Source organism: Duganella margarita, from assembly GCF_009857535.1.
GTDB classification, from domain to species: domain Bacteria; phylum Pseudomonadota; class Gammaproteobacteria; order Burkholderiales; family Burkholderiaceae_D; genus Rugamonas; species Rugamonas margarita.
Window position 1 is genome coordinate 1 of record NZ_WWCS01000022.1, and the last position, 18720, is coordinate 18720.

Below are 18720 nucleotides of genomic sequence, written 5' to 3' on the forward strand. Positions count from 1 at the left end.
ATGAAACAGGCAGGGGTACCTATCTGACCCACGGGCTTAATGGCCCACAGTCTGGTCGGCATCACCCTGCCTGACCGCTTCACCTTTCTGATTATCTGATGGCGACGCGGTACGTTCAATATACGAGTTCTGCCAAATGTACATAAGCTCGTGTACGTTTGGCAGAACTGACCCTGATTTTATTCGGTGGCGAACACGCACAGGGCGATCAGCGGGAAGCAGAGGCCGGTCCACAAGACGCCGGTCCAGCCGTGCGCGGCAAACATCCAGCCGCCCAGCGACGAGCCGATGGCGCCGCCCATGAAGAACAGCGCCATGTACAGCCCGTTCAGGCGGCTGCGGATTTCCGGCGGCAGCGCAAAAATCGCCCGCTGTCCGGTCACCAGGTTGGCCGAGACGCCCATGTCCAGAATGATCGACGTCAGCACCAGCACGCCCAGGTCCACCAGGCGGCTGCTGTGAATTGCCAGCGGCATGGCGAACGCCAGCACACCGAGGATCAGCGCAATCATGGTGGTCGAGCGGCTTTTGCCCTGGTCGGCGCGGTGGCCGGCAATCGGTGACGCAATTGCGCCCGCCACACCCACCAGCGCAAAGATCGCGACACCGGTCTGGCTGATCTGGAAGTACGGGCCGGTTAATTCCAGCGACACGCAGGTCCAGAACAGGCTGAAGGCGCCAAACATGCAGGCCTGATAGGCGGCACGGCGACGCAGCACCGGCGTGGCTTTCAGCAGGTGCCACATCGAACCGAGCAGGTCGAAGTAATGCATGTCCCCATGCGGCTGGCGCTGCGGCAGCCTGGCGCGCAGCAGGAAGGCCAGCGCCGCCGTGGTCGCCGCCGACAGCACGAAGATCGCATGCCAGCCGAGCGCATCGGCCACCAGGCTGGCGACTGGGCGTGCCAGCATGATGCCCATCAGCAGGCCGCTCATGACCTTGCCGACGGTCTTGCCGCGCGTTTCAGGATTCGACAGGTGCGCGGCGAACGGCACCACAATCTGCGCCGCCACCGAGCCGAGGCCGATGCACAAGGCGGCAAACAGGAACAGGTTGGCGCTGCTGGTCACCGAGGCCGCCAGCAAGGCAGCGGCCGTCACCAGCAGGGCGATGAAGATCAGCCGGCGGTTTTCCAGCAAGTCGCCCAGCGGCACGATGAACAGCAGGCCGAGGCAATAGCCGATCTGCGTCAGCGTGACGATCAGGCCGGCGGCGCCGGGATCGAGGCCGGTGGCGCGGCTGATCGGGCCGATCAGCGTTTGGGCGTAATACAGGTTGGCGACGATCAGGCCGGTCGCGATGGCGAACAGCCAGACCATGCCGGGGGAAAGGTCTTGATGGGCTTTGGCTTCGCTCACGTCAGGCTCCGGAAATTTTGAGAGGCCGACATTCTAACGGCCACGGCCATTTCCTGCTGAGCGTGAGCACTTTTACAGCCCGGCCTGCTCTCGCTTCAGTGTCTGGTGGACCTCGGCGGTAATTTCGTACGAGCGCAGGCGTTGCGCGTGCTCGTAGATTTGCGAGGTGATCATCAGTTCGTCGGCGCCGGTGCGGGCGATGAATTCCTGCAGTCTGGCGCTGACCGTGGCCGGCGAACCGATGGCGGTGCAGGACAGGACAGAATCCAGCATGGCGCGCTCGGGCATGCCCAGCGTGTCGAGGTAGCCGGCCTTCGGCGGCGGCAGCTGCGATGGCCGGCCGGTGCGCAGGTTGACGAAGGCTTGCTGCATCGAGGTGGCGCGGAAGTGCGCTTCCTCATCGGTGTCGGCCGCGAACACGTTAAAGCCCAGCATGACGTATGGCTTGGCGAGCTGCGCCGACGGCTGGAAGTTGGCGCGGTACAGCGCCATCGCCTGCTGCATCATTTGCGGCGCAAAGTGCGAGGCGAAGGCGAACGGCAAGCCAAGGTGCGCGGCCAGTTGCGCGCCAAAGGTGCTGGAGCCGAGTATCCACATCGGCACTTTCGCGCCTTTGCCCGGCACGGCCAGCACGCGCTGCCGCGGATTGTCGGACATGTAGTCCTGCAATTCCAGTACGTCTTGCGGGAAGGCGTCGGCGTCGGTTTCCAGGTTGCGGCGCAAGGCGCGCGCGGTGGTCTGGTCGGAGCCCGGCGCGCGGCCCAGGCCGAGGTCGATACGGCCGGGGAACAGCGCTTCCAGCGTGCCGAACTGTTCGGCGATCACCAGCGGTGAATGATTGGGCAGCATGATGCCGCCGGCGCCGACGCGGATGGTCTTGGTGCCGCCGGCCACATGGGCCATCACCACCGCCGTGGCGGCGCTGGCGATGCCCGGCATGCCGTGGTGTTCGGCCAGCCAGTAGCGGTTGTAGCCCCAGCGTTCGCCGTGCTGGGCAAGGTCCAGTGTATTGCGGAACGAGGCCGTCGGGTTGCTGCCTTCGGCAATCGGCGACAGATCAAGGATCGAAAATGGAATCATGGGTGGTAATCTCTCTGTAATGACAATCCCATTGAAAGCGCATGGGTATAATTCTTTCAAATGGATAGACAAGCATACACAGATTGGGTCAAGCGTGCAGGCCAGGCCCTGATTGCCGTGATCGTTACTATGGGAAGCGCCGCCGCCGTGCCGCCATTGCCGCCGCTGGTGGTGGCGGTCGACAACGGCACCGAGATGCCGATGGCCGGCTTCCGCGATAATCATCTGACCGCAGGTTTTCACAAGGAGCTGGGCGAGGCGCTGGCGGGCAAGCTGGGCCGCGAGGCCAGTTTCCTGCTGCTGCCGCGCAAGCGTATCGCCATGGCGCTGGAGGCCGGTCAGGCCGACTTGGTCTGCTTGTACCTGCCGCAGTGGCTGCCAGGCAAGTTTGAATGGACGCGCGGCTTTTTCCCGGTGTCGGAAGTACTGGTCACCGATACCACCGTCCCGCAACCGCATGCTCTACAGGATGTCGCCGGAATACCGGTGGCGACAATCCTGGGATATTACTACCCCGAATTCGATAAGGCTTTGGGCCAGGGTTTTATTCGAGATGATGGTCATTCGTCATCAGGTAACCTGCGGAAAATGGCGGCGGGCCGTTTGCATCATGCTATTACCCAGCAAAACACGCTTGATTATTATCTCAAGGTTGGCGAGAAACTATCGATCCATCCCCCATTGGTGGTAAAGAGCTACAAGGCCCAGTGCGCCGTGTCTCCCAAGGGGGCGGTGCAGGTGAGCGAGGTGAATAAGGCAATTGAGCAGCTGATTAAAGATGGAAGTGTGAGCAAAATAATCAGTAATTATCAAAATCGCCTTAAATAATGTTTTATTTTTCCGACGGTTTTTAAAAATAGTTTCTGGTAGTGCCCGGCACTGACTTACTATTGGAATCAATAAGGCGCCCGTCTTATTCTCTTTTATTCCAATGTAAATATTATGAAACCGGGAATCCTGTTCGCTTTCCTGCTGGCTTGCTGCCAGCTCGTTTTTGCTGCCGGCACGCTGGAGACCTCGCTCCAGCATCGCGGCCAGTTGTTCCGGGTGACGCATGAGGGCAAGACCAGCTATTTGTACGGCACCATTCACGTGGGTCGTGACGGTTTCTATCCGCTGGACGCGGTGGCGTCGCGCGCGCTGCTCGATTCCACGGCGCTGGTGATCGAACTCGATATCCGCGAGGACAAACAATTCCAGGTGGCGCTGGCGCGCCATGGCCGCTATCCCGAAGGCGACTCGATCCAGAATCATCTGACGCCGGCCACGCTGGACAAGACCGTGCAGGCGCTGGCGCGTGCCGGCATTGCGCTGGCGTCGGTGCAGCACTACAAACCGTGGCTGATCGCCAACCTGCTGGTTGGCGCGGAAATGGAAAAGAACGGCTACCAGCGCAGCCAGGCGGTGGAGTTTGCGCTGCTGGCGGCCGCGCAAAAGCAGGACAAGACGGTGCGCGAGCTGGAGAGCGCAGATTATCAACTGAGCCTGTTCGACGCGCTGGACGCGCAGCAGCAGGAGCAGTATCTGCTGGAAAACCTGGCCGACCTGGCCGATGGCGATTCGCTGAAAAAATCACGCGCGCTGGTCGAGGCCTGGAATGCGGCCGACCGCAGCGGCATCCAGGCGGCCTGGCATAGCGCCACCAGCGGCGACAGCATTTCCGCCGGCTTCATGAACCGCGTGCTGCTCGGCAAGCGCAATCCGGAGATGGCGGCCAACATCGAGCGCATCATGCAGCAGGACCAGGTGGCGTTTGTCGGCGTGGGCCTGCTGCATCTGGTGGGCGATGACGGCTTGCCGCAGTTACTCAAGCGGCGCGGCTATCAGGTCGAGCAGTTGTACTGAGCTGTACTAGTACGGCCGCACGCTGCCGTTGCTGTAGCGGATGCGGTCGCCGACTTTATAGCCCGGCATCGACTCTTCCACCACCATCTGGTTGCTGCCGTCATCCATGCGCAGCATCACGCGGTAGACCTTGTCGGTCGGCGCGCCCATGCTGCCACCGGCCGCTGCCGCGCCGGCGGCGCCCATGGCGCCGAGGCCGGCATCCTGGCGCTGCAACTGGTCGATGGACTGCACTACGCCGTAGCTGGTTTGCGCCTGCTGCGGGGTGGGGCCGGCCATCATCGAGCCGGTGTCTCCCGGCACGTAGCCGCTGCTGCTGGTGCCGCTGGTGCCGCTGGTGCTGGGGCCCGTGCTCTGAATAGTCCTGTCGGCGCAGGCCGTTGCGCCGAGCAGGCACAGCGCGATCATCCATCCTGTTGAGTTCTTCATCTTCACCTCCCTCGAAATATCTTCAGAGAGGCGCGGCGCCGCATCGTTCCCCGAGCTTCGGTTCCTATTGATGTACATCAATTGAAACATGCTACCTACACGCAATAATTGTTCGGTATCACTTGAAAGGATATCGATATGTTGACACGCGTGACAGATACTATTATCGAAGAGTTAATTGATGCCACCTGCAACGACACCCGCAGCCGGCATTTCTTCCTGCACGCACTGCACGGCCTGGTACGCGTGGCCAAGGCCGAGCAGCTGCAAGAGTTGCAGAGGGATGTGAAGTTGTCGACCGGCGAAATCAGCCAGCCGGAAGGCTGCGATAGCGACTCCAGAGAGCCCACATGAAGCCGGCCGTCAGCAGGGCTGCCGTGCAGTCCACCATCCAGTCCGACACCGCACCGTGGCGGTACGGGAACAGGCTTTGCACGCACTCGTCGATCGCGCCCATCAGGGCGATGGTCAGCACCGCTTTGCCGGCGCGCTGCGACGGCGTGCCGCTGCCGCCGGTAAAAATCAAAAAGGTCAGGCCGGCGTAAGCCAGCGAATGCAGCACCACGCCGGAAGCGACTTCGCCGATGTCCTGGCGCGCACCGGGAATCGAACCGAGAATCAGGATCAACAGGTACAGCGCAATGGCGGTCCAGTAGCGGAGGCGGGCGTGGGAAGGGGTAAGGAAGATTTGCTTGAACATGGGGCAGACAATACCATGCACTGCAATAAAACGGGAGTGGTGCACCGGACCCCGGTGCACCTTTTCTTCAGTCATGCCTATCGGTTGCATGTACTTAAGATGTGTCCAGTATAGGCAGCGTTTGTGACGCCGTTATGACAGCGAACAATTTCGCTGAACAAAAAAAAGCCCGCTGACTTGAGCGGGCTTAAAACTATTTTCTTGGAGGAGAATAGTGGAGACAGGAGCTATTATGCGGCGTCGCAAGATATGTGTCTAATTGTTCTTTCAGATACCAGACATCAGGCTAGGGCATAACTCTGTCATTTGACGGGGACCGTGTAGTTCAGCGCCAGGCGGCCGCCGTCCACGTACAGGGTCTGGCCGGTCATGTAGCTGGCGTCGTCGCTGGCCAGGAAGGCGGCGATCGAGGCGACTTCTTCCGGCTCGCCGCAGCGGCCCATCGGCGTGCGCGACAATATGGTGTTGCGCGATTCCGGGCTGGACATCACGGCTTTCTTGGCCAGTTCGGTCAGGATGGTGCCGGGGCCGATACCGTTCACGCGGATGCCGTACTCGATTAGGTTGAGCGACATCACCTTGGTCAGCTGGTTGATCGCGCCTTTCGACACCACGTACGGCACCTGGTTCGGAATCGCCAGTTCGGCGTTGACGCTGGACATATTGATGATGCTGCCGCTCAGCTGCCTGGCCATCACCCGCGCCACCGCCTGGCCGCACAGGAACATCGATTTCAGGTTGATGCGCATGACGCGGTCGAAATCTTCCTCGCAGACGTCGAGGAAGTTGGCGGCGTGGGTGACGCCGGCGTTGTTGATCAGGATGTCGATGCGGCCGAAGGCGGCGAGGGTGGCGGCCACCATCGCGTCCACATCCGCCTTTTGGCTGACGTCGGCGGCGAAGAAGCGCGCCTGTTCGCCCAGCGCGGCGGCGGCGTCAGCGCCTTCCGGCTTGATGTCCACCAGCATGACTTTGGCGCCTTCAGCGATCAGGCGCTGGGCACAGGCCAGCCCGATGCCCTGGGTGGCGCCGGTGACGACCGCGACTTTATCGGTTAATTTCATGGGAATGTGCTTTCTGAGGTGGAGATGGCAAATTTTAACAGGCTGTTTTAGTCCCCCGCCATGGTCAGGTTACAATAGAGGGTTTGCATTTTTCATTAGGGAGCCGTCGTGACTTTTATCAACAAATTATCTGCCGCCTGGACGGCCAACGACTCCCTGCTGTGCGTGGGCCTGGACCCGGACATGGCCAAGTTGCCGGCCCAGTTCCAGAATGATCCGCAAGGCATCTTCCACTTCTGCCGCGAGATCATCGACGCCACCGCCGACCTGGCGTGCTCGTTCAAGCCGCAGATCGCCTACTTTGCCGCGCTGAGCGCCGAAGACCAGCTGGAGCAGATCTGCGCCTACGTGCGCGAACATTACCCGCACATTCCATTGATCCTGGACGCCAAGCGCGGCGACATCGGCGCCACCGCGCGCCAGTACGCGCGCGAAGCGTATGACCGTTACGGCGCCGATGCGGTGACCGTCAATCCGTACATGGGTTCGGATTCGGTGGAGCCGTACATGGAGTGGAGCGACCGTGGCGTGATCATCCTGTGCCGCACCTCGAATGCCGGCGGTTCGGATCTGCAGTTCCTGGATGTCGGCGGCAAGCCGCTGTATCAGCACGTGGCGCGCCTGGTGGCGGAGAAGTGGAACAGCAACGGCCAGTGCGCGTTGGTAGTCGGCGCCACCTTCCCGGAAGAACTGGCGCAGGTGCGCGCGATTGTCGGCGACATGCCGCTGCTGGTGCCGGGCATCGGCGCGCAGGGTGGTGATATTGCAGCGACCGTCACTTCGGGCCGCACCGCGAATGGCACGGGCATGATGATCAACTCGTCGCGCGCCATTCTGTACGCGGCGCCGCAAGGCAGCGAAGATTTCGCCGCCGCCGCGCGCCGCGTGGCCGAGGAAACCCGCAACGCCATCAACCAGCATCGCGGCTAAGCAAGCCTTTTACTGCTTGATGAAGACTGGATCGGCATCGCCGTCCAGCGGGGCGATGTCGAACCATTGCGACGTCGCCCGCCCATCCGCGCCGCTGCCGAAGCGGATGCGGAAATTGCTGTTGGCCTCGTAATAAAACTCGGTCGGCGACAGCGCCAGCAGCGGCAGCCATTTGCCGTCCGCCGGATATTGCACCTGCAAGCGGCCATCCTTGACCTGATATGTATAGCGTTCGTTGCCCTGCGTGTAGACGCCGGCGCGCTGTTGCAGCACGCCGTCCGCCAGCGTCTGCGGCGTTGGCGTCGGCAGCGGTGGCGAACTGCCGGCCACAATGGTGGCGATGCGGCGCGCGGTTGAAGGCAGGCCGAATTGCGGCGAGTCATCGCTATTGCTCATCATCGATACAATCACCTTCGATTGCGGTATGTACACCACTTCGGCGTGGAAACCCTGGACGTCGCCGCTGCTGCGCAGGTAGGGCTGACCGGCCAGCGTGTATGGGCGGATGCCGTAGCCGTATGGCACGCGGCGGCCGTTCTGCAACGTCGCCTGGGTGTTCATGGCCTTCAGGCTGGCGGGCTTGAGCACGGCGCCGCCTTGCAGCGCGACGGTCCAGCGCACCAGGTCGGCATTGGTGGAGGCGTAGCTGCCACCGCCAAACAGCAGGCTGCTGTTCCAGCGCACGGCCAGTTGCGGGCCCCGTTCATAGGGCGTGACCATATCCTTGATCAGGCCGGCAGTGTGGATGAAATAGGTATGCGTCATCCCCAGCGGCACGAAGAACTGGCGCGCCAGGTAGGCCTCGTATTTTTCGCCGGACAGTTGCTCGATGATCATGCCCAGCAGCGTGTAATTGACCGACGAGTAGGCGTAAGCCGTGCCGGGCGGCGCCAGCAGCGGCGTGGCGATGGCCTGGTCCAGCAGCTGTTGCGGCGTGTGTTCTTCAAATGCCTGCTTGCGGAAGCCGGCGTCGGTGAAGACGTTGGCGATGCCCGAGGTGTGTTGCAGCAAGCGTTCGACGGTGATGTCGTTCCACGCTGCAGGCACGTTGGGGAAATATTGGCGGATCGGCGTTTGCAGATTCAGCTTGCCGTCCTCGACCAGTTTCATGATCGCCGCCGCCGTGAATTGCTTGCCGACCGAGGCGGCATGGAACACGTGATCCGGCCGGATCGGCACGTTCAATTCGACGTTGGCCAGGCCATAGCCCTTGTTGAGCATGGTCACGCCGTCCTTGATCACCAGCACGGCTGCGCCGGGCCGGTTGGCGGGGAATAGCCGCGTCAGTTCGGCGTCGATGACCTCGACCTCGGCGTTGCTGGCGGCGGCGTTGGCAGCCGGCATCAGCACCGAGGTGAGCAGGATGGCGGCGCTGGCGGCTTTGAGCAGTTGCATGGTGTCCCCCTGAAATAATAATGTCAGGACATCATAGGTTCAGAGGCAATCGCCGGCCAGCGGCGTGCGATGGATGGCGAAAATGGCATGCCCGGCCGCAAATAGCCGGGCTGGCCGGGCTATTGCGCCGGCGCGACCAGCTCGGCGTATTCGTACAGGTCGCCGAGGATCTGCTCGGCGCGCTCGTCGGCGTGCTGTTGCAGTTCGTCGATCTGGGCGAAGAAGTCGTCGATGGTGCGGCTGCCGCCCGCGCCTTCGTAGAAGCGTGCGGCGCGATGCTGCTCCCAATGCTCGACTTCGGTTTCCGACAAGGTCTCCGGGAAGTTGCGCGCGCGGTAGCGGAACAACAGTTCGGCCAGGCGGGCGTCGCCAAACGCCGGGGACGCCACTGCCAGCCGCGCTGGCGATTCGCGCCGCAAGGTATCCAGCAAGCGGCGGTCGTCCTTGCTGATGAAACCGTTGTACAAATCCTCGTCCACATCCAGCGGCGCGCTGCGCGGGCGATGAAATACTTCTTCCCATACCGCGCCGAGGTCGCGTCCGGCCGCCGCAATCGCCGCGTGCGCCTTGCCCTGTTCCAGGTCGATGCCCCATTTGGCCGCCATGGCCGGCGACAGGGTCTTCAGGTTGGACACCAGCATTGGTGATTTGTTCAGGTGGATGCTCTTCACCGGCAAGCGCGTCACGCCTTCCGGCAGCGCATCGGCGCGCGAGAAGATGCGGGTGCGGATGGTGTCGGCGTCCAGCGTGAACAGTTCGCTCGGATCGTAGGTGCAATCCCAGACGATGACTTCGTTCTTGTTGGTCGGATGCGTGCCCAGCGGGTAGACCAGGGCGATGCAGCCGCGCTCGGTCGGGAACATGCCGGACACATGCAGGAATGGCTGGCGCAGGTTGACCGCCAGATGCATGCCGATCTCGTCGGCCACGCGGTCTTTCTTGTGCAGCGCGAAGCAGAAGTCGAACAACTTCGGCTGGTGCTGGCGGATCAGCCGCGCCAGCGCAATCGTCGCGCGCACGTCGGACAGCGCATCGTGCGCCGACTCGTGCAGCAGGCCGTTGGCCTTGGCCAGGTCTTCCAGCCGGAAGCTGGGCTTGCCGTCTTCCTTGGTCGGCCACTGGATGCCTTCCGGCCGCAGCGCGTAGGTCATGCGCACCACGTCCAGCAAGTCCCAGCGGCCGCAGCCGTTTTGCCACTCGCGCGCATACGGGTCGATCAGGTTGCGCCAGAACATGAAGCGGGTGATTTCATCATCGAAGCGGATGGTGTTGTAGCCGACGCCGATGGTGCCCGGCTGCGAGAAGGCTTGCTCGATGGTGGCGGCGAACTGGTGCTCGGGCACGCCCCATTCCAGGCATTGCTGCGGGGTGATGCCGGTGATCAAGCAAGATTGTGGATCTGGCAGGAAATCATTGGCTGGCTTGCAATACAGCATGATCGGATCGCCGATCTCGTTGAGTTCGGCGTCGGTGCGGATCGCGGCGAATTGCGCCGGGCGATCGCGACGCGGAACGGCGCCAAAAGTTTCGTAGTCGTGCCAGAGAAATGTCTGATTTGTCATAAGGTGCTACAGAAATTTAAAAAACTGCCGATAATTTAGGCATCTACACTGAGGAGCAACATGATGGCTACTCCCGTATCGCTGACTTCAAGTAACAGCACCAATGCCGCCACCCAGGTCCAGGCCAAGGATGACAAGCCGGTGTCGGTTGCCGCCAAGGCCAAGGCCGATCTGAATGCCTCTATCGTACAGGCTTCCTTGTCGGTGTCGATCAGTTCATCGAACGACCAGATGTCGGTGGTGCTGAAAACTGCGCTGACCGGCATTAACGAGGCGCTCAAGAAGGACGGCTTCGGCGATGACGCCATCCAGAATGCCGCGTCGCAGGATAATACCCCGGAAGGCACCGCCGGCCGCATTGTATCCTTGTCGACCGGTTTTTTCGAAGCGTACAAGCAGCAGCACCCCGGCGAAGACGAGGGCGAACTGCTGAACAAGTTCATGGACACCATCAAATCCGGCATGGAACGCGGTTTTAGCGAGGCGCGCGATGTGTTGAAGGGGCTGAATGCGCTGAATGGCGATATTTCGTCCAATATCGACAAGACCTATGAGCTGGTGCAGAAGGGGTATGACGATTTCATCGCTGCGCATCAGCCGAAAACCGACAGCGCCGGCACAAGCACCGACAAGGCCGCGGCCTGACGTCGCTCCCGCACAAGCGGGAGTCCATACGCCGCCAGCGTGCCGTTTCAGCATGGGCACCCGCGTGCGCGAGTGCGACGGCTAGGCCGCCAGCGTGCCGCTTCAGCATGGGCACCCGCGTGCGCGAGCGACGGCTAGGCCGCGACCTGGTTGCGGCCCAGTTCCTTGGCGCGATACAGCGCCGCGTCGGCCGTGGCGATCAGATCGTGCTCATTCTGCTGCGGCCGCAGCACCGACACGCCCAGCGAGGCGGTGATGTGCGGCAGCGGCAGGCGCATGTCGGTAAACACCTTGGCTTGCCGCATCCGCTCGCACAGCCGCTCGGCCACCGCCGCCGCCACCTTGTCGCTGGTATCCGGCAACAACACCATCATTTCCTCGCCACCATAGCGCACCGCGAAATCGGTCGGCCGCAGCGCGCCGCTCAGCACCTGGGCTGCCGCGCGCAAGGCTTCGTCGCCGGCCAGGTGGCCGTGGGCATCGTTGAATTTCTTGAAGTGATCGAGGTCGATCATGATCAGCGCCAGCGGCGCGTTGGAGCCGTGCGCGGTGGCCACCATGGTCGGCAGCAGGTCGTTGAGCCAGGCGCGGTTGTACAAGCCGGTCAGGCCATCGATCATCGACAGCTGGCGGTAGAACTCGCCCAGCTTCTGGCGCCGGCGCAGCTGCGCGTTGGCGGCGCGGATACGGAACGACAGCAGCCGCAGCAGGTTACGCGCCAGCACGTTCGATTCGTCGATCAGTTGCCACACGATGTCGGCCTCGACCACCAGCACTTCGCTTTCCTCCAGCGCGGTGGTGGTGGACAGATTGGCTTCCTCATCCAGCACCGACTGTTCGCCCACGCTTTCGCCCGGCAGGATCTTGCTGATGGTGCCGTCGGCCATGCCGGAGCGGGTATCGCTGGCCACCCACAGCGCGCCGCGCAGCAGGATGTACAGCCGCGCGCGGTTGGACTCGGCAATCGCCTCGTCGGCGTCCAGAAGCATGATGGGGCAATGGGCCAGCAGTCTGGCGATGACGGCATCGTCGTCGGAGTTGCGTAGCAGCTGCAAGTCGCTGATCCGGTAGCTCGATGAGCCGAATGTGCTGATTTGTTTCAAGGATGTCTCGCAGGATGCCAAAAGGCAATCAATAGTTCTGGAATTATCATATCCGAAAACGTTGGAGGCGTGGTTCAATAACGGCATTGCAACCAACTGGAAACAACATGAGCTACCTTGACGCGCTGGGCGTTACCCATCAACCCGCTCCGGATGCGCGCATCGTCTCGCTGGTGCCGTCGATCACCGAGCTGCTGTGCGACCTGGGGCTGGCCGCGCAGGTGGTGGGGCGGACCGGTTTCTGCATCCATCCGTGGGACGTGGTGCAGGACATTGCCAAGGTTGGCGGCACCAAGGACGTCAACCTGGACAAGATCCGCGCGCTTGCGCCGACCCACGTGGTGCTCAATATTGACGAAAACGAAAAGCCGACCGCCGATGCGCTGGCTGAATTCGTGCCGAATATCATCGTCACCCATCCGCTGCGCCCGTATGACAACGTCGCGCTGGCGCGCCTGTTGGGCGGGGTATTCTGCCGCGAACAGCAGGCTGCCGACTGGTGCGCCGCGTTCGAGGCGGAATACGCGCTGCTGCAAGCCGCGCCGAAAGGCCGGCCGCAAACCATGTTGTACTGCGTTTGGCAGGACCCGTGGATGACGATTTCACGCGATACCTATATCGCCCGCATGCTGGAGGAAATCGGCTGGAGCGTGCCGGAACTGGGCGAGGAGCGCTATCCGGCGTTCCGCTGGTCGAGCGAGCTGATTGAGAAAATCGATGGCGTGCTGCTGTCCAGCGAGCCGTACCGCTTCACCGAAGCGCATGCGGAAATGCTGGAACGCCAGATCGGCAAACCGGTGCTGCTGGTCGATGGGGAAATGATGTCTTGGTATGGCAGCAGGTCGCTGCAAGGACTGAGCTACCTGCGGGAACTGGCGCTGCGATAAGCGCCGTTCCCGCTGCAGGAATTACTCTTCTTCTGCTTCCGCCACCACGGCGGCCGAGACAGCGCCGGTGCCGTCGGCATGGCGTTTATGGGCGTTCAGCTTGCCCACGGCGGTTTCGATCGAGCGCTTCAGTTTCTCGGTGGCGCCGCTGATGGCCTGATGCAAGGTGGCAGCGTGATCGCTGACGGCGATGGGTTGCAGGCCGGTGAGGCGGGCTTCCATCAGGCAGCGGTTGTCGCCGTCTGCGGATTTCTGACCCAGGTTGTCGCTCAGATGGACTTCGACACGGGTGATTTGTTCGCCGAAGCGGTGGAGGGCATTGCCTACGACAGTTTGAACATGTTCGTCCAGACCTGCGTGATTAGTGATGGTTTTGTCGGTATTCACTTGGATTTGCATAGCTTGCTCCTGTTGTTTGACTACGAAACCATCTTACTCCTTCCAGGCTTAAGTGGGCGTTAATTGCTTAACGTCCACTTGATCTGGCGATGGTTTAACCGTTGAGCAGCGACGCGGCCAGGTTGATCGAAAGGCCGAGAACGGCCAGGTTGTAGAAGAAGCACAGCACTGACTGGCCCAGCACCACTTTGCGCAACTGGCGCGTGCGCACGGTCACGTCCGAGGTCTGCACCGCCACGCAGATAGTGAACGAGAAGTACAGGAACTCCCAGTAGTTCGGCACCACGTCGTCGTCCGGGAAGCCGAGCGCCTTGTCGTCGCTGTTGTCCACGTAGTACAGGTGGGCGTAGTGGGAACAGAACATGATGCCGACCATGAACCACGAGCCGACCAGCGTCAGCACCGCCAGCGTGTAGCGCAACGCCAGCGCTTCGTCGGGCAGGTTCTTGGTGGTGGCCAGTTGCAAGACGATGGCCGCCAGACTGACCAGCACCGCCAGCGACAGCACGGCCAGGATCACCGGGCCTTTTTCATCCTGGCGGCAGGCGGCGCGCTTGATGTCGTGCTGGTCGGCCTTGGCCATCATCCAGCCCATGGTGGCGATGTAGACCCAGACCAGGATGTCCCAGCAGGCCATCACCCGCGTCAGCCACGGCCAGTGGTCCGGCAGCAAGGGGGCGGCGATGAGGCCGCAAACGATCGCCAGGCTCAGGTGAGGGCGGCTGTGAATCAGACTAGGCCAGCGGATGCGCAAACTCATTTCTTGTCCTCGTGTGGAAAGCGGTCCATGCGCGACAGCACGGGAAACAGCACGGTCCAGGCGCCGACCACGCCAAGGGTGGCGGCGCCGCCAAACAGCACCGCGCGCGTCAGGCCCATCCAGCCGGCGGTGATGCCGGATTCAAATTCGCCCAGCTCGTTGGAAGCGCCGATGAACACCGAGTTGACGGCGCTGACGCGGCCGCGGATTTCATCCGGCGTTTCATACTGCACCAGCAGGTGGCGCACGTAGACGCTGATCATGTCGCCGGCTCCCATCAGGAACAGCGCCGCCAGCGCCACCAGGAAGGTGGTGGTGGAACCCAGCACCAGCGTGCCGGCGCCGAACACCGCCACGCCGCCCAGCATCCAGGCGCCGACCCGGCGCGTGATCGGGAAGAAGGCCAGCACGATCGAGCACAAGGCGGCGCCGATGCCCGGCGCGCTGCGCAGCGCACCCAGGCCGCTCGGGCCGATGTGCAGCACGTCGTGCGCCAGCGCCGGCAGCAGCGCGGTGGCGCCGCCGAACAGCACCGCGAACAGGTCGAGCGAAATCGCGCCCAGCACGATTTTCTTGTTCCACACGAAGCGCAAGCCTTCCAGCACCGTGTGCCACGAGGCCGGACCGCTGGCGCTGGCCTGCTTGACCGACTTCACCAGGCACATCATCACTACCGACAGCAACAGCAGCGTCGACGAAATCATATACACCGTTTTCGGTCCGGCCAGGTAGAACAGGCCGCCCAGGGTCGGTCCCATGATGACGGCGACGTGGAAGCTGGACGAACTCAGCGCCACCGCCTTGCTGAAGCTTTCCTGCGGCACCAGGTTGACCAGGATGGCCTGCGTGGCCGGCCCCATGAAGGCGCGCGCGCTGCCATACACCACCAGCACCGCAAACACCGGCCATACGGCGCTCAAGCCGGTGTAGGTGAAGGCCAGCAGCATCAGCCCGCACAGCAGCTGGGCGCCGAGCGCCAGCGCGATCAGGTTGCGGCGGTCGTAGCGGTCGGCGGCGTGGCCGGCCAGCAGGATCAGCAGCAGGAACGGCAGGAATTGCGCCAGCCCGATCAGGCCGAGGTCGAACAGGTTGTGCGTCATCGAATAGACTTGCCAGCCGATGGCGACGTTTTGCATTTGCACCGCCAGCGTGGCCAGCGTGCGGGCAGAGAGGTAGAGGGTGAAGTTGCGGTGACGCAGGACGCTGAAACCGTTGCGGGAAGTGCTGTCTGACATTGCGGCTTTCTAGGAGCAGAGCTTTGGGACTCTGCATCCCGAAAGCCCTGTGAGGTTGGATGCTGTTATTTGTTGAGGTCGGCCTCGGAGGTGAAGGCGTCGGCGTAGAACTCTTCTTCCGGCAAGCCGCACTGGGCGACAAAGTCGGCCTTGGCCGATTCCACCATCACCGGCGCGCCGCAGGCGTAGACCTGGTAGCCGGACAGGTCGGGCAGGTCGGCCATCACCGCTTGGTGGACGTAGCCGGTGCGGCCGGCCCAGTGGTCTTCCGGCATCAGGTTGGACAGCACCGGCACGTATTTAAAGTTGGGCATGCTCAGGGCCCACTCGCGGCACAGCGCATCCATGTACAGGTCTTGCGGACGGCGGCCGCCCCAGTACAGCGTCATCTGGCGGGTCGAGCCCTTGGCGCGCAGGTGTTCGACGATGGCCTTGATCGGCGCGAAGCCGGTGCCCGAGGCCAGCAGTACCATCGGCTTGGTGCTGTCCTCGCGCACGAAGAAGGTGCCCATCGGGCCTTCGAAGCGCAGGATGTCTTTTTCCTTCATGGCGCCGAATACCTGGTCGGTGAACAGGCCGCCCGGCAGGTGGCGGATGTGCAGCGCCAACGGCAGGCCTTGCTCCGGCGGCGAGGCCAGGCTGTAGCTGCGGCGCTTACCGTCCTTCAGCATGAATTCGATGTACTGGCCGGCGCGGAATTTCAGCGTTTCGTTGGCCGGCAATTGCAGCGTCATGACCACCACGTCGGACGCCACTTTTTCCAGCGTCGCCACGCGCGACGGCATCTTGCGGATCGGATAGTCGTCGCTGCCGGCCACTTCGCGCGCTTCGATCACCACGTCGCTGTGCGGCAGGGCGCAGCAGAACAGCGACATGCCTTTGGCTTCCTCATCCTTCGGCAGGGCCCGTTCCTGGTGCGGCTTGTGGGTGATGTCGCCGGACAGCACCTTGCCCTTGCAGGAACTGCAGGCGCCGTTCTTGCAGCCATACGGCAGGCCGACGCCGGCGCGCATGGCGGCCGACAGAATGGTTTCGTCTTCTTCGCAGCTGAATTGGTGACCGCTGGGCTGTACAGTGATGTGAAACGTCATACGATTGGGAGCTGGGCTATAGGCAGGAAACCCCTTATTTTACCTCAGTCGGCGCCTTGGGCTGGGGCCGCGACGGACTGGCTGCGACGCCAACAGTTTTACCGCTGTTCACAATATGTCCTTACAATCTAGGCATGAAAACTTCCAACTTTAACCGCCCGCGGCTGCTGATTGTCGGTTGCGGCGATGTCGGCATGCGCCTGCTGCCCTTGCTGTCCCGTCATTTTCGCGTGTTTGCCACCACCAGCCAGCCGGAACGCCGCGCCGAGTTGCGGGCGGCCGGCGCCGTGCCGCTGGTGGCCGATCTGGACCAGCCGGCGACCTTGCGGCGGCTGGACGGGCTGGCGCCGTGGGTGGTGCATCTGGCGCCGCCGCCGGCCGATGGCGTGCTCGACACCCGCACCCGCAACCTGACGGCGGTGCTGCCGGCCGGCGGCCGGGTGGTGTATATCAGCACCACCGGCGTGTATGGCGACTGCGGCGGCGCGCTGTTCGATGAAACCCGGCCGGTGGCGCCGCGCAACGCCCGGGCGCTGCGCCGGGTCGACGCCGAGCGCACCTTGCGGCGCTGGGCGCGGCGCACCGGCGCCGCGCTGTCGGTGTTGCGGGTGCCCGGCATTTACGGCGCCGACCGTTTGCCGCTGAAGCGTTTGCAGCAGGGCACGCCCGCGCTGATCGAGGCCGACGACGTGTATACCAACCACATTCACGCCGACGATCTGGCCGCGATCATCATTCGCGCGCTGTATCGTGCGCTACCGAACCGTATCTATCATGCAGTGGATGACAGTGACATGAAGATGGCGCAATATTTCGATGCGGTCGCCGATGCCTTCAAGCTGCCGCGCCCGCCGCGCTTGCCGCGTGCGCAGTTGCAGCAGGTGGTGTCGCCGGCGCTGTTGTCGTTCATGTCGGAGTCGCGCCGCTTGCGCAACGATCGCATCAAGCGCGAACTGGGGGTGCGCCTGGGCTACCCGACGGTGGCGGCAACCTTGGCTGCGAGAATGTAAAGATATGTAAAGAAGCAATAAAACTTAATCTGTTGAAATTTTATTGTGGCATTTTTGTGTCAAACTCATAAGATGGCTTGTTTGATGTGCATCAAATAAATCATCACATGTTAAGATATTGTTAGCCATCTTCCACAAAGGAGTGCGCGCATGCCAGCCAGTTTGCAGCCGACCAAGGAGCAAGTCCGCGCCTACATGCTGCAGCGCCAGCGGGATGCTGGCCGCTGTCCGCCTCCGGTGCCGGAAGAAATCCGGCGCCAGCTCGGTTGGCATTGCAGTGCCCAGCATGCTGAGCAGTCCTCCTCCTCCTCCTCGTTGTTCTTCCCAGGCACGATCGCCCAACTGGCCACGCTGATGGCGGTTGAATGGTGCTTCCTTGCCGCCGGTGTCCACCGTCCAAGCTGATCTTTACATTGTTTGATACTTCTTTTTACAACATAAATCCTCACTACCACACAAAATAGGGTTAGAATCTCTCTAAATCTCACACAAAGCTTTGTTGAGTTAGCCCTTTTGTAACGGAAACAGGTATTATCTCGGTTAAGCACTAAAACGCGGCATAAATGTTCGTGGTTTCTCGTGCTTCAACGGTAATTGAGCTAAAAATTTTTCTTACCCATGTGTCGTTTTTTTGCCAAAGACGGCAGCGAACTTACTTAAATCACTATGTCCCTCAAAGAAATCACGGCTTCGCCGACATACAACCCGAACCGCGTGCTGGACGCGATCATTGAGAAACTGCAACTGAAAAACGATGCAGCGCTGTCCCGCGCACTGGAAGTGGCCCCGCCGGTCATCTCCAAAATCCGCCACAACACGCTGCCGATTGGCGCGACGATCCTGATCCGCATGCACGAGATCAGCGACTTCAGCATTCGCGAACTGCGCGAAATGATGGCGTCCTGATAGCGGACACCCAAAAGAAAACGGCGCGTACCCTACGGTAACGCGCCGTTTTTTTTGCCCCGGCCCGGATCAGGCGGACGTGCTGATGGTGGTGCCGATGCGCTGGCCGCTGGTGTTGACGGTGGGCGCCACGGCCGCCTGAGGCGGCGGTGGTGGCGGCGCCTGCGCAACGCGCTCGGCGGGTTGGTCCACCGGCTTTACCTGTTCAGGCTGGCGGGTGGGGACGGCTTGCTGGATCGCAGTGCTGCTGTTCGGGGCAACGGTATTGACGGCCATGATGCACTCCCATCATTCTGTAGACAGCCAAGTATGCCACTTATT

General features: G+C 62.1%; 22 protein-coding genes. 8 read left to right on the top strand and 14 right to left on the bottom strand.

Translation table 11 applies throughout. The features are described 5' to 3' along the window. Positions 1 to 179: 179 nt before the first annotated feature. Both GTP55_RS24615 and GTP55_RS24620 read right to left on the bottom strand, forming a co-directional pair. Positions 180 to 1319 (bottom strand): MFS transporter, encoded by a 1140-nt coding sequence (locus GTP55_RS24615; protein ID WP_161047511.1) that lies wholly within the window; start codon positions 1317 to 1319, stop codon positions 180 to 182. 111 nt (positions 1320 to 1430) lie between these two features. Next, positions 1431 to 2438 (bottom strand): LLM class flavin-dependent oxidoreductase, encoded by a 1008-nt coding sequence (locus GTP55_RS24620; RefSeq protein WP_161047442.1) that lies wholly within the window; start codon positions 2436 to 2438, stop codon positions 1431 to 1433. A 60-nt stretch (positions 2439 to 2498) separates the two neighbouring features. Here GTP55_RS24620 and GTP55_RS24625 point away from each other — a divergent pair, with 60 nt between their 5' ends. Then, positions 2499 to 3266: a substrate-binding periplasmic protein gene (locus tag GTP55_RS24625; RefSeq protein ID WP_161047443.1), complete on the top strand. Its 768-nt coding sequence runs from the start codon at positions 2499 to 2501 to the stop codon at positions 3264 to 3266. A gap of 114 nt (positions 3267 to 3380) precedes the next feature. Then, positions 3381 to 4283 carry a TraB/GumN family protein gene (locus GTP55_RS24630; protein WP_161047444.1) on the top strand — a complete coding sequence of 301 codons (903 nt, stop codon included), beginning with the start codon at positions 3381 to 3383 and terminating at the stop codon, positions 4281 to 4283. A gap of 6 nt (positions 4284 to 4289) precedes the next feature. On the opposite strand, the gene GTP55_RS24635 is transcribed toward GTP55_RS24630, so the two are convergent. After that, complete coding sequence (locus GTP55_RS24635; protein ID WP_161047445.1) at positions 4290 to 4712, bottom strand: hypothetical protein; 423 nt, start codon at positions 4710 to 4712, stop codon at positions 4290 to 4292. Positions 4713 to 4850: 138 nt separating this feature from the next. Here GTP55_RS24635 and GTP55_RS24640 point away from each other — a divergent pair, with 138 nt between their 5' ends. Further along, positions 4851 to 5066 carry a hypothetical protein gene (locus tag GTP55_RS24640; protein ID WP_161047446.1) on the top strand — a complete coding sequence of 72 codons (216 nt, stop codon included), beginning with the start codon at positions 4851 to 4853 and terminating at the stop codon, positions 5064 to 5066. On the opposite strand, the gene GTP55_RS24645 is transcribed toward GTP55_RS24640, so the two are convergent. Beyond that, the gene (locus tag GTP55_RS24645; protein WP_161047447.1) at positions 5020 to 5412 is read right to left on the bottom strand and encodes a VanZ family protein; all 393 of its coding nucleotides are present in this window, start codon (positions 5410 to 5412) and stop codon (positions 5020 to 5022) included. The genes GTP55_RS24640 and GTP55_RS24645 overlap by 47 nt on opposite strands. A gap of 302 nt (positions 5413 to 5714) precedes the next feature. Continuing rightward, the gene (locus GTP55_RS24650) at positions 5715 to 6476 is read right to left on the bottom strand and encodes an SDR family NAD(P)-dependent oxidoreductase (RefSeq protein WP_161047448.1); all 762 of its coding nucleotides are present in this window, start codon (positions 6474 to 6476) and stop codon (positions 5715 to 5717) included. Positions 6477 to 6584: 108 nt separating this feature from the next. Between GTP55_RS24650 and pyrF the strand changes: the two genes are divergently transcribed. Further along, positions 6585 to 7406 (top strand): orotidine-5'-phosphate decarboxylase, encoded by an 822-nt coding sequence (pyrF, locus tag GTP55_RS24655; protein WP_161047449.1) that lies wholly within the window; start codon positions 6585 to 6587, stop codon positions 7404 to 7406. 9 nt (positions 7407 to 7415) lie between these two features. Here pyrF and GTP55_RS24660 read toward each other — a convergent pair whose 3' ends face one another. Further along, the gene (locus GTP55_RS24660) at positions 7416 to 8801 is read right to left on the bottom strand and encodes a serine hydrolase domain-containing protein (protein WP_161047450.1); all 1386 of its coding nucleotides are present in this window, start codon (positions 8799 to 8801) and stop codon (positions 7416 to 7418) included. A gap of 119 nt (positions 8802 to 8920) precedes the next feature. Continuing rightward, positions 8921 to 10363 carry an exodeoxyribonuclease I gene (gene sbcB, locus GTP55_RS24665; RefSeq protein WP_161047451.1) on the bottom strand — a complete coding sequence of 481 codons (1443 nt, stop codon included), beginning with the start codon at positions 10361 to 10363 and terminating at the stop codon, positions 8921 to 8923. A 60-nt stretch (positions 10364 to 10423) separates the two neighbouring features. On the opposite strand from sbcB, the gene GTP55_RS24670 reads away from it, so the two are divergent. Beyond that, on the top strand, positions 10424 to 11008 hold the full coding sequence (locus GTP55_RS24670) for a DUF5610 domain-containing protein (RefSeq protein WP_229258155.1): 585 nt from the start codon (positions 10424 to 10426) through the stop codon (positions 11006 to 11008). Between the two features lie 134 nt (positions 11009 to 11142). Here GTP55_RS24670 and GTP55_RS24675 read toward each other — a convergent pair whose 3' ends face one another. Then, positions 11143 to 12111: a GGDEF domain-containing protein gene (locus GTP55_RS24675; RefSeq protein ID WP_161047452.1), complete on the bottom strand. Its 969-nt coding sequence runs from the start codon at positions 12109 to 12111 to the stop codon at positions 11143 to 11145. 107 nt (positions 12112 to 12218) lie between these two features. On the opposite strand from GTP55_RS24675, the gene GTP55_RS24680 reads away from it, so the two are divergent. Further along, the gene (locus tag GTP55_RS24680) at positions 12219 to 12998 is read left to right on the top strand and encodes a helical backbone metal receptor (protein ID WP_161047453.1); all 780 of its coding nucleotides are present in this window, start codon (positions 12219 to 12221) and stop codon (positions 12996 to 12998) included. 21 nt (positions 12999 to 13019) lie between these two features. Here GTP55_RS24680 and GTP55_RS24685 read toward each other — a convergent pair whose 3' ends face one another. From GTP55_RS24685 to GTP55_RS24700, 4 genes are all read right to left on the bottom strand, one after another. Then, positions 13020 to 13397, bottom strand: a complete 378-nt coding sequence (locus tag GTP55_RS24685) for an HPF/RaiA family ribosome-associated protein (RefSeq protein WP_110846963.1) — start codon at positions 13395 to 13397, stop codon at positions 13020 to 13022. 94 nt (positions 13398 to 13491) lie between these two features. Continuing rightward, positions 13492 to 14157, bottom strand: a complete 666-nt coding sequence (locus tag GTP55_RS24690; protein ID WP_161047454.1) for a DUF1345 domain-containing protein — start codon at positions 14155 to 14157, stop codon at positions 13492 to 13494. Next, a complete protein-coding gene (locus GTP55_RS24695) occupies positions 14154 to 15392 on the bottom strand; it encodes an MFS transporter (protein WP_161047455.1) in 1239 nt (412 codons plus the stop codon). Before GTP55_RS24695 ends, GTP55_RS24690 begins: the two co-directional genes overlap by 4 nt. 65 nt (positions 15393 to 15457) lie before the next feature. Next, positions 15458 to 16483, bottom strand: a complete 1026-nt coding sequence (locus tag GTP55_RS24700; protein ID WP_161047456.1) for a CDP-6-deoxy-delta-3,4-glucoseen reductase — start codon at positions 16481 to 16483, stop codon at positions 15458 to 15460. A gap of 134 nt (positions 16484 to 16617) precedes the next feature. Between GTP55_RS24700 and GTP55_RS24705 the strand changes: the two genes are divergently transcribed. Next, positions 16618 to 17493, top strand: a complete 876-nt coding sequence (locus tag GTP55_RS24705; RefSeq protein WP_161047457.1) for an SDR family oxidoreductase — start codon at positions 16618 to 16620, stop codon at positions 17491 to 17493. A gap of 24 nt (positions 17494 to 17517) precedes the next feature. Here GTP55_RS24705 and GTP55_RS24710 read toward each other — a convergent pair whose 3' ends face one another. Next, on the bottom strand, positions 17518 to 17886 hold the full coding sequence (locus GTP55_RS24710; RefSeq protein ID WP_161047458.1) for a hypothetical protein: 369 nt from the start codon (positions 17884 to 17886) through the stop codon (positions 17518 to 17520). Between the two features lie 273 nt (positions 17887 to 18159). Between GTP55_RS24710 and GTP55_RS24715 the strand changes: the two genes are divergently transcribed. Beyond that, positions 18160 to 18399 (top strand): hypothetical protein, encoded by a 240-nt coding sequence (locus GTP55_RS24715; protein WP_092278423.1) that lies wholly within the window; start codon positions 18160 to 18162, stop codon positions 18397 to 18399. A 69-nt stretch (positions 18400 to 18468) separates the two neighbouring features. Here the strand turns inward: GTP55_RS24715 and GTP55_RS24720 are convergent, their stop codons facing one another. Beyond that, on the bottom strand, positions 18469 to 18675 hold the full coding sequence (locus GTP55_RS24720) for a hypothetical protein (protein WP_161047459.1): 207 nt from the start codon (positions 18673 to 18675) through the stop codon (positions 18469 to 18471). Between the last annotated feature and the right edge of the window lie 45 nt (positions 18676 to 18720).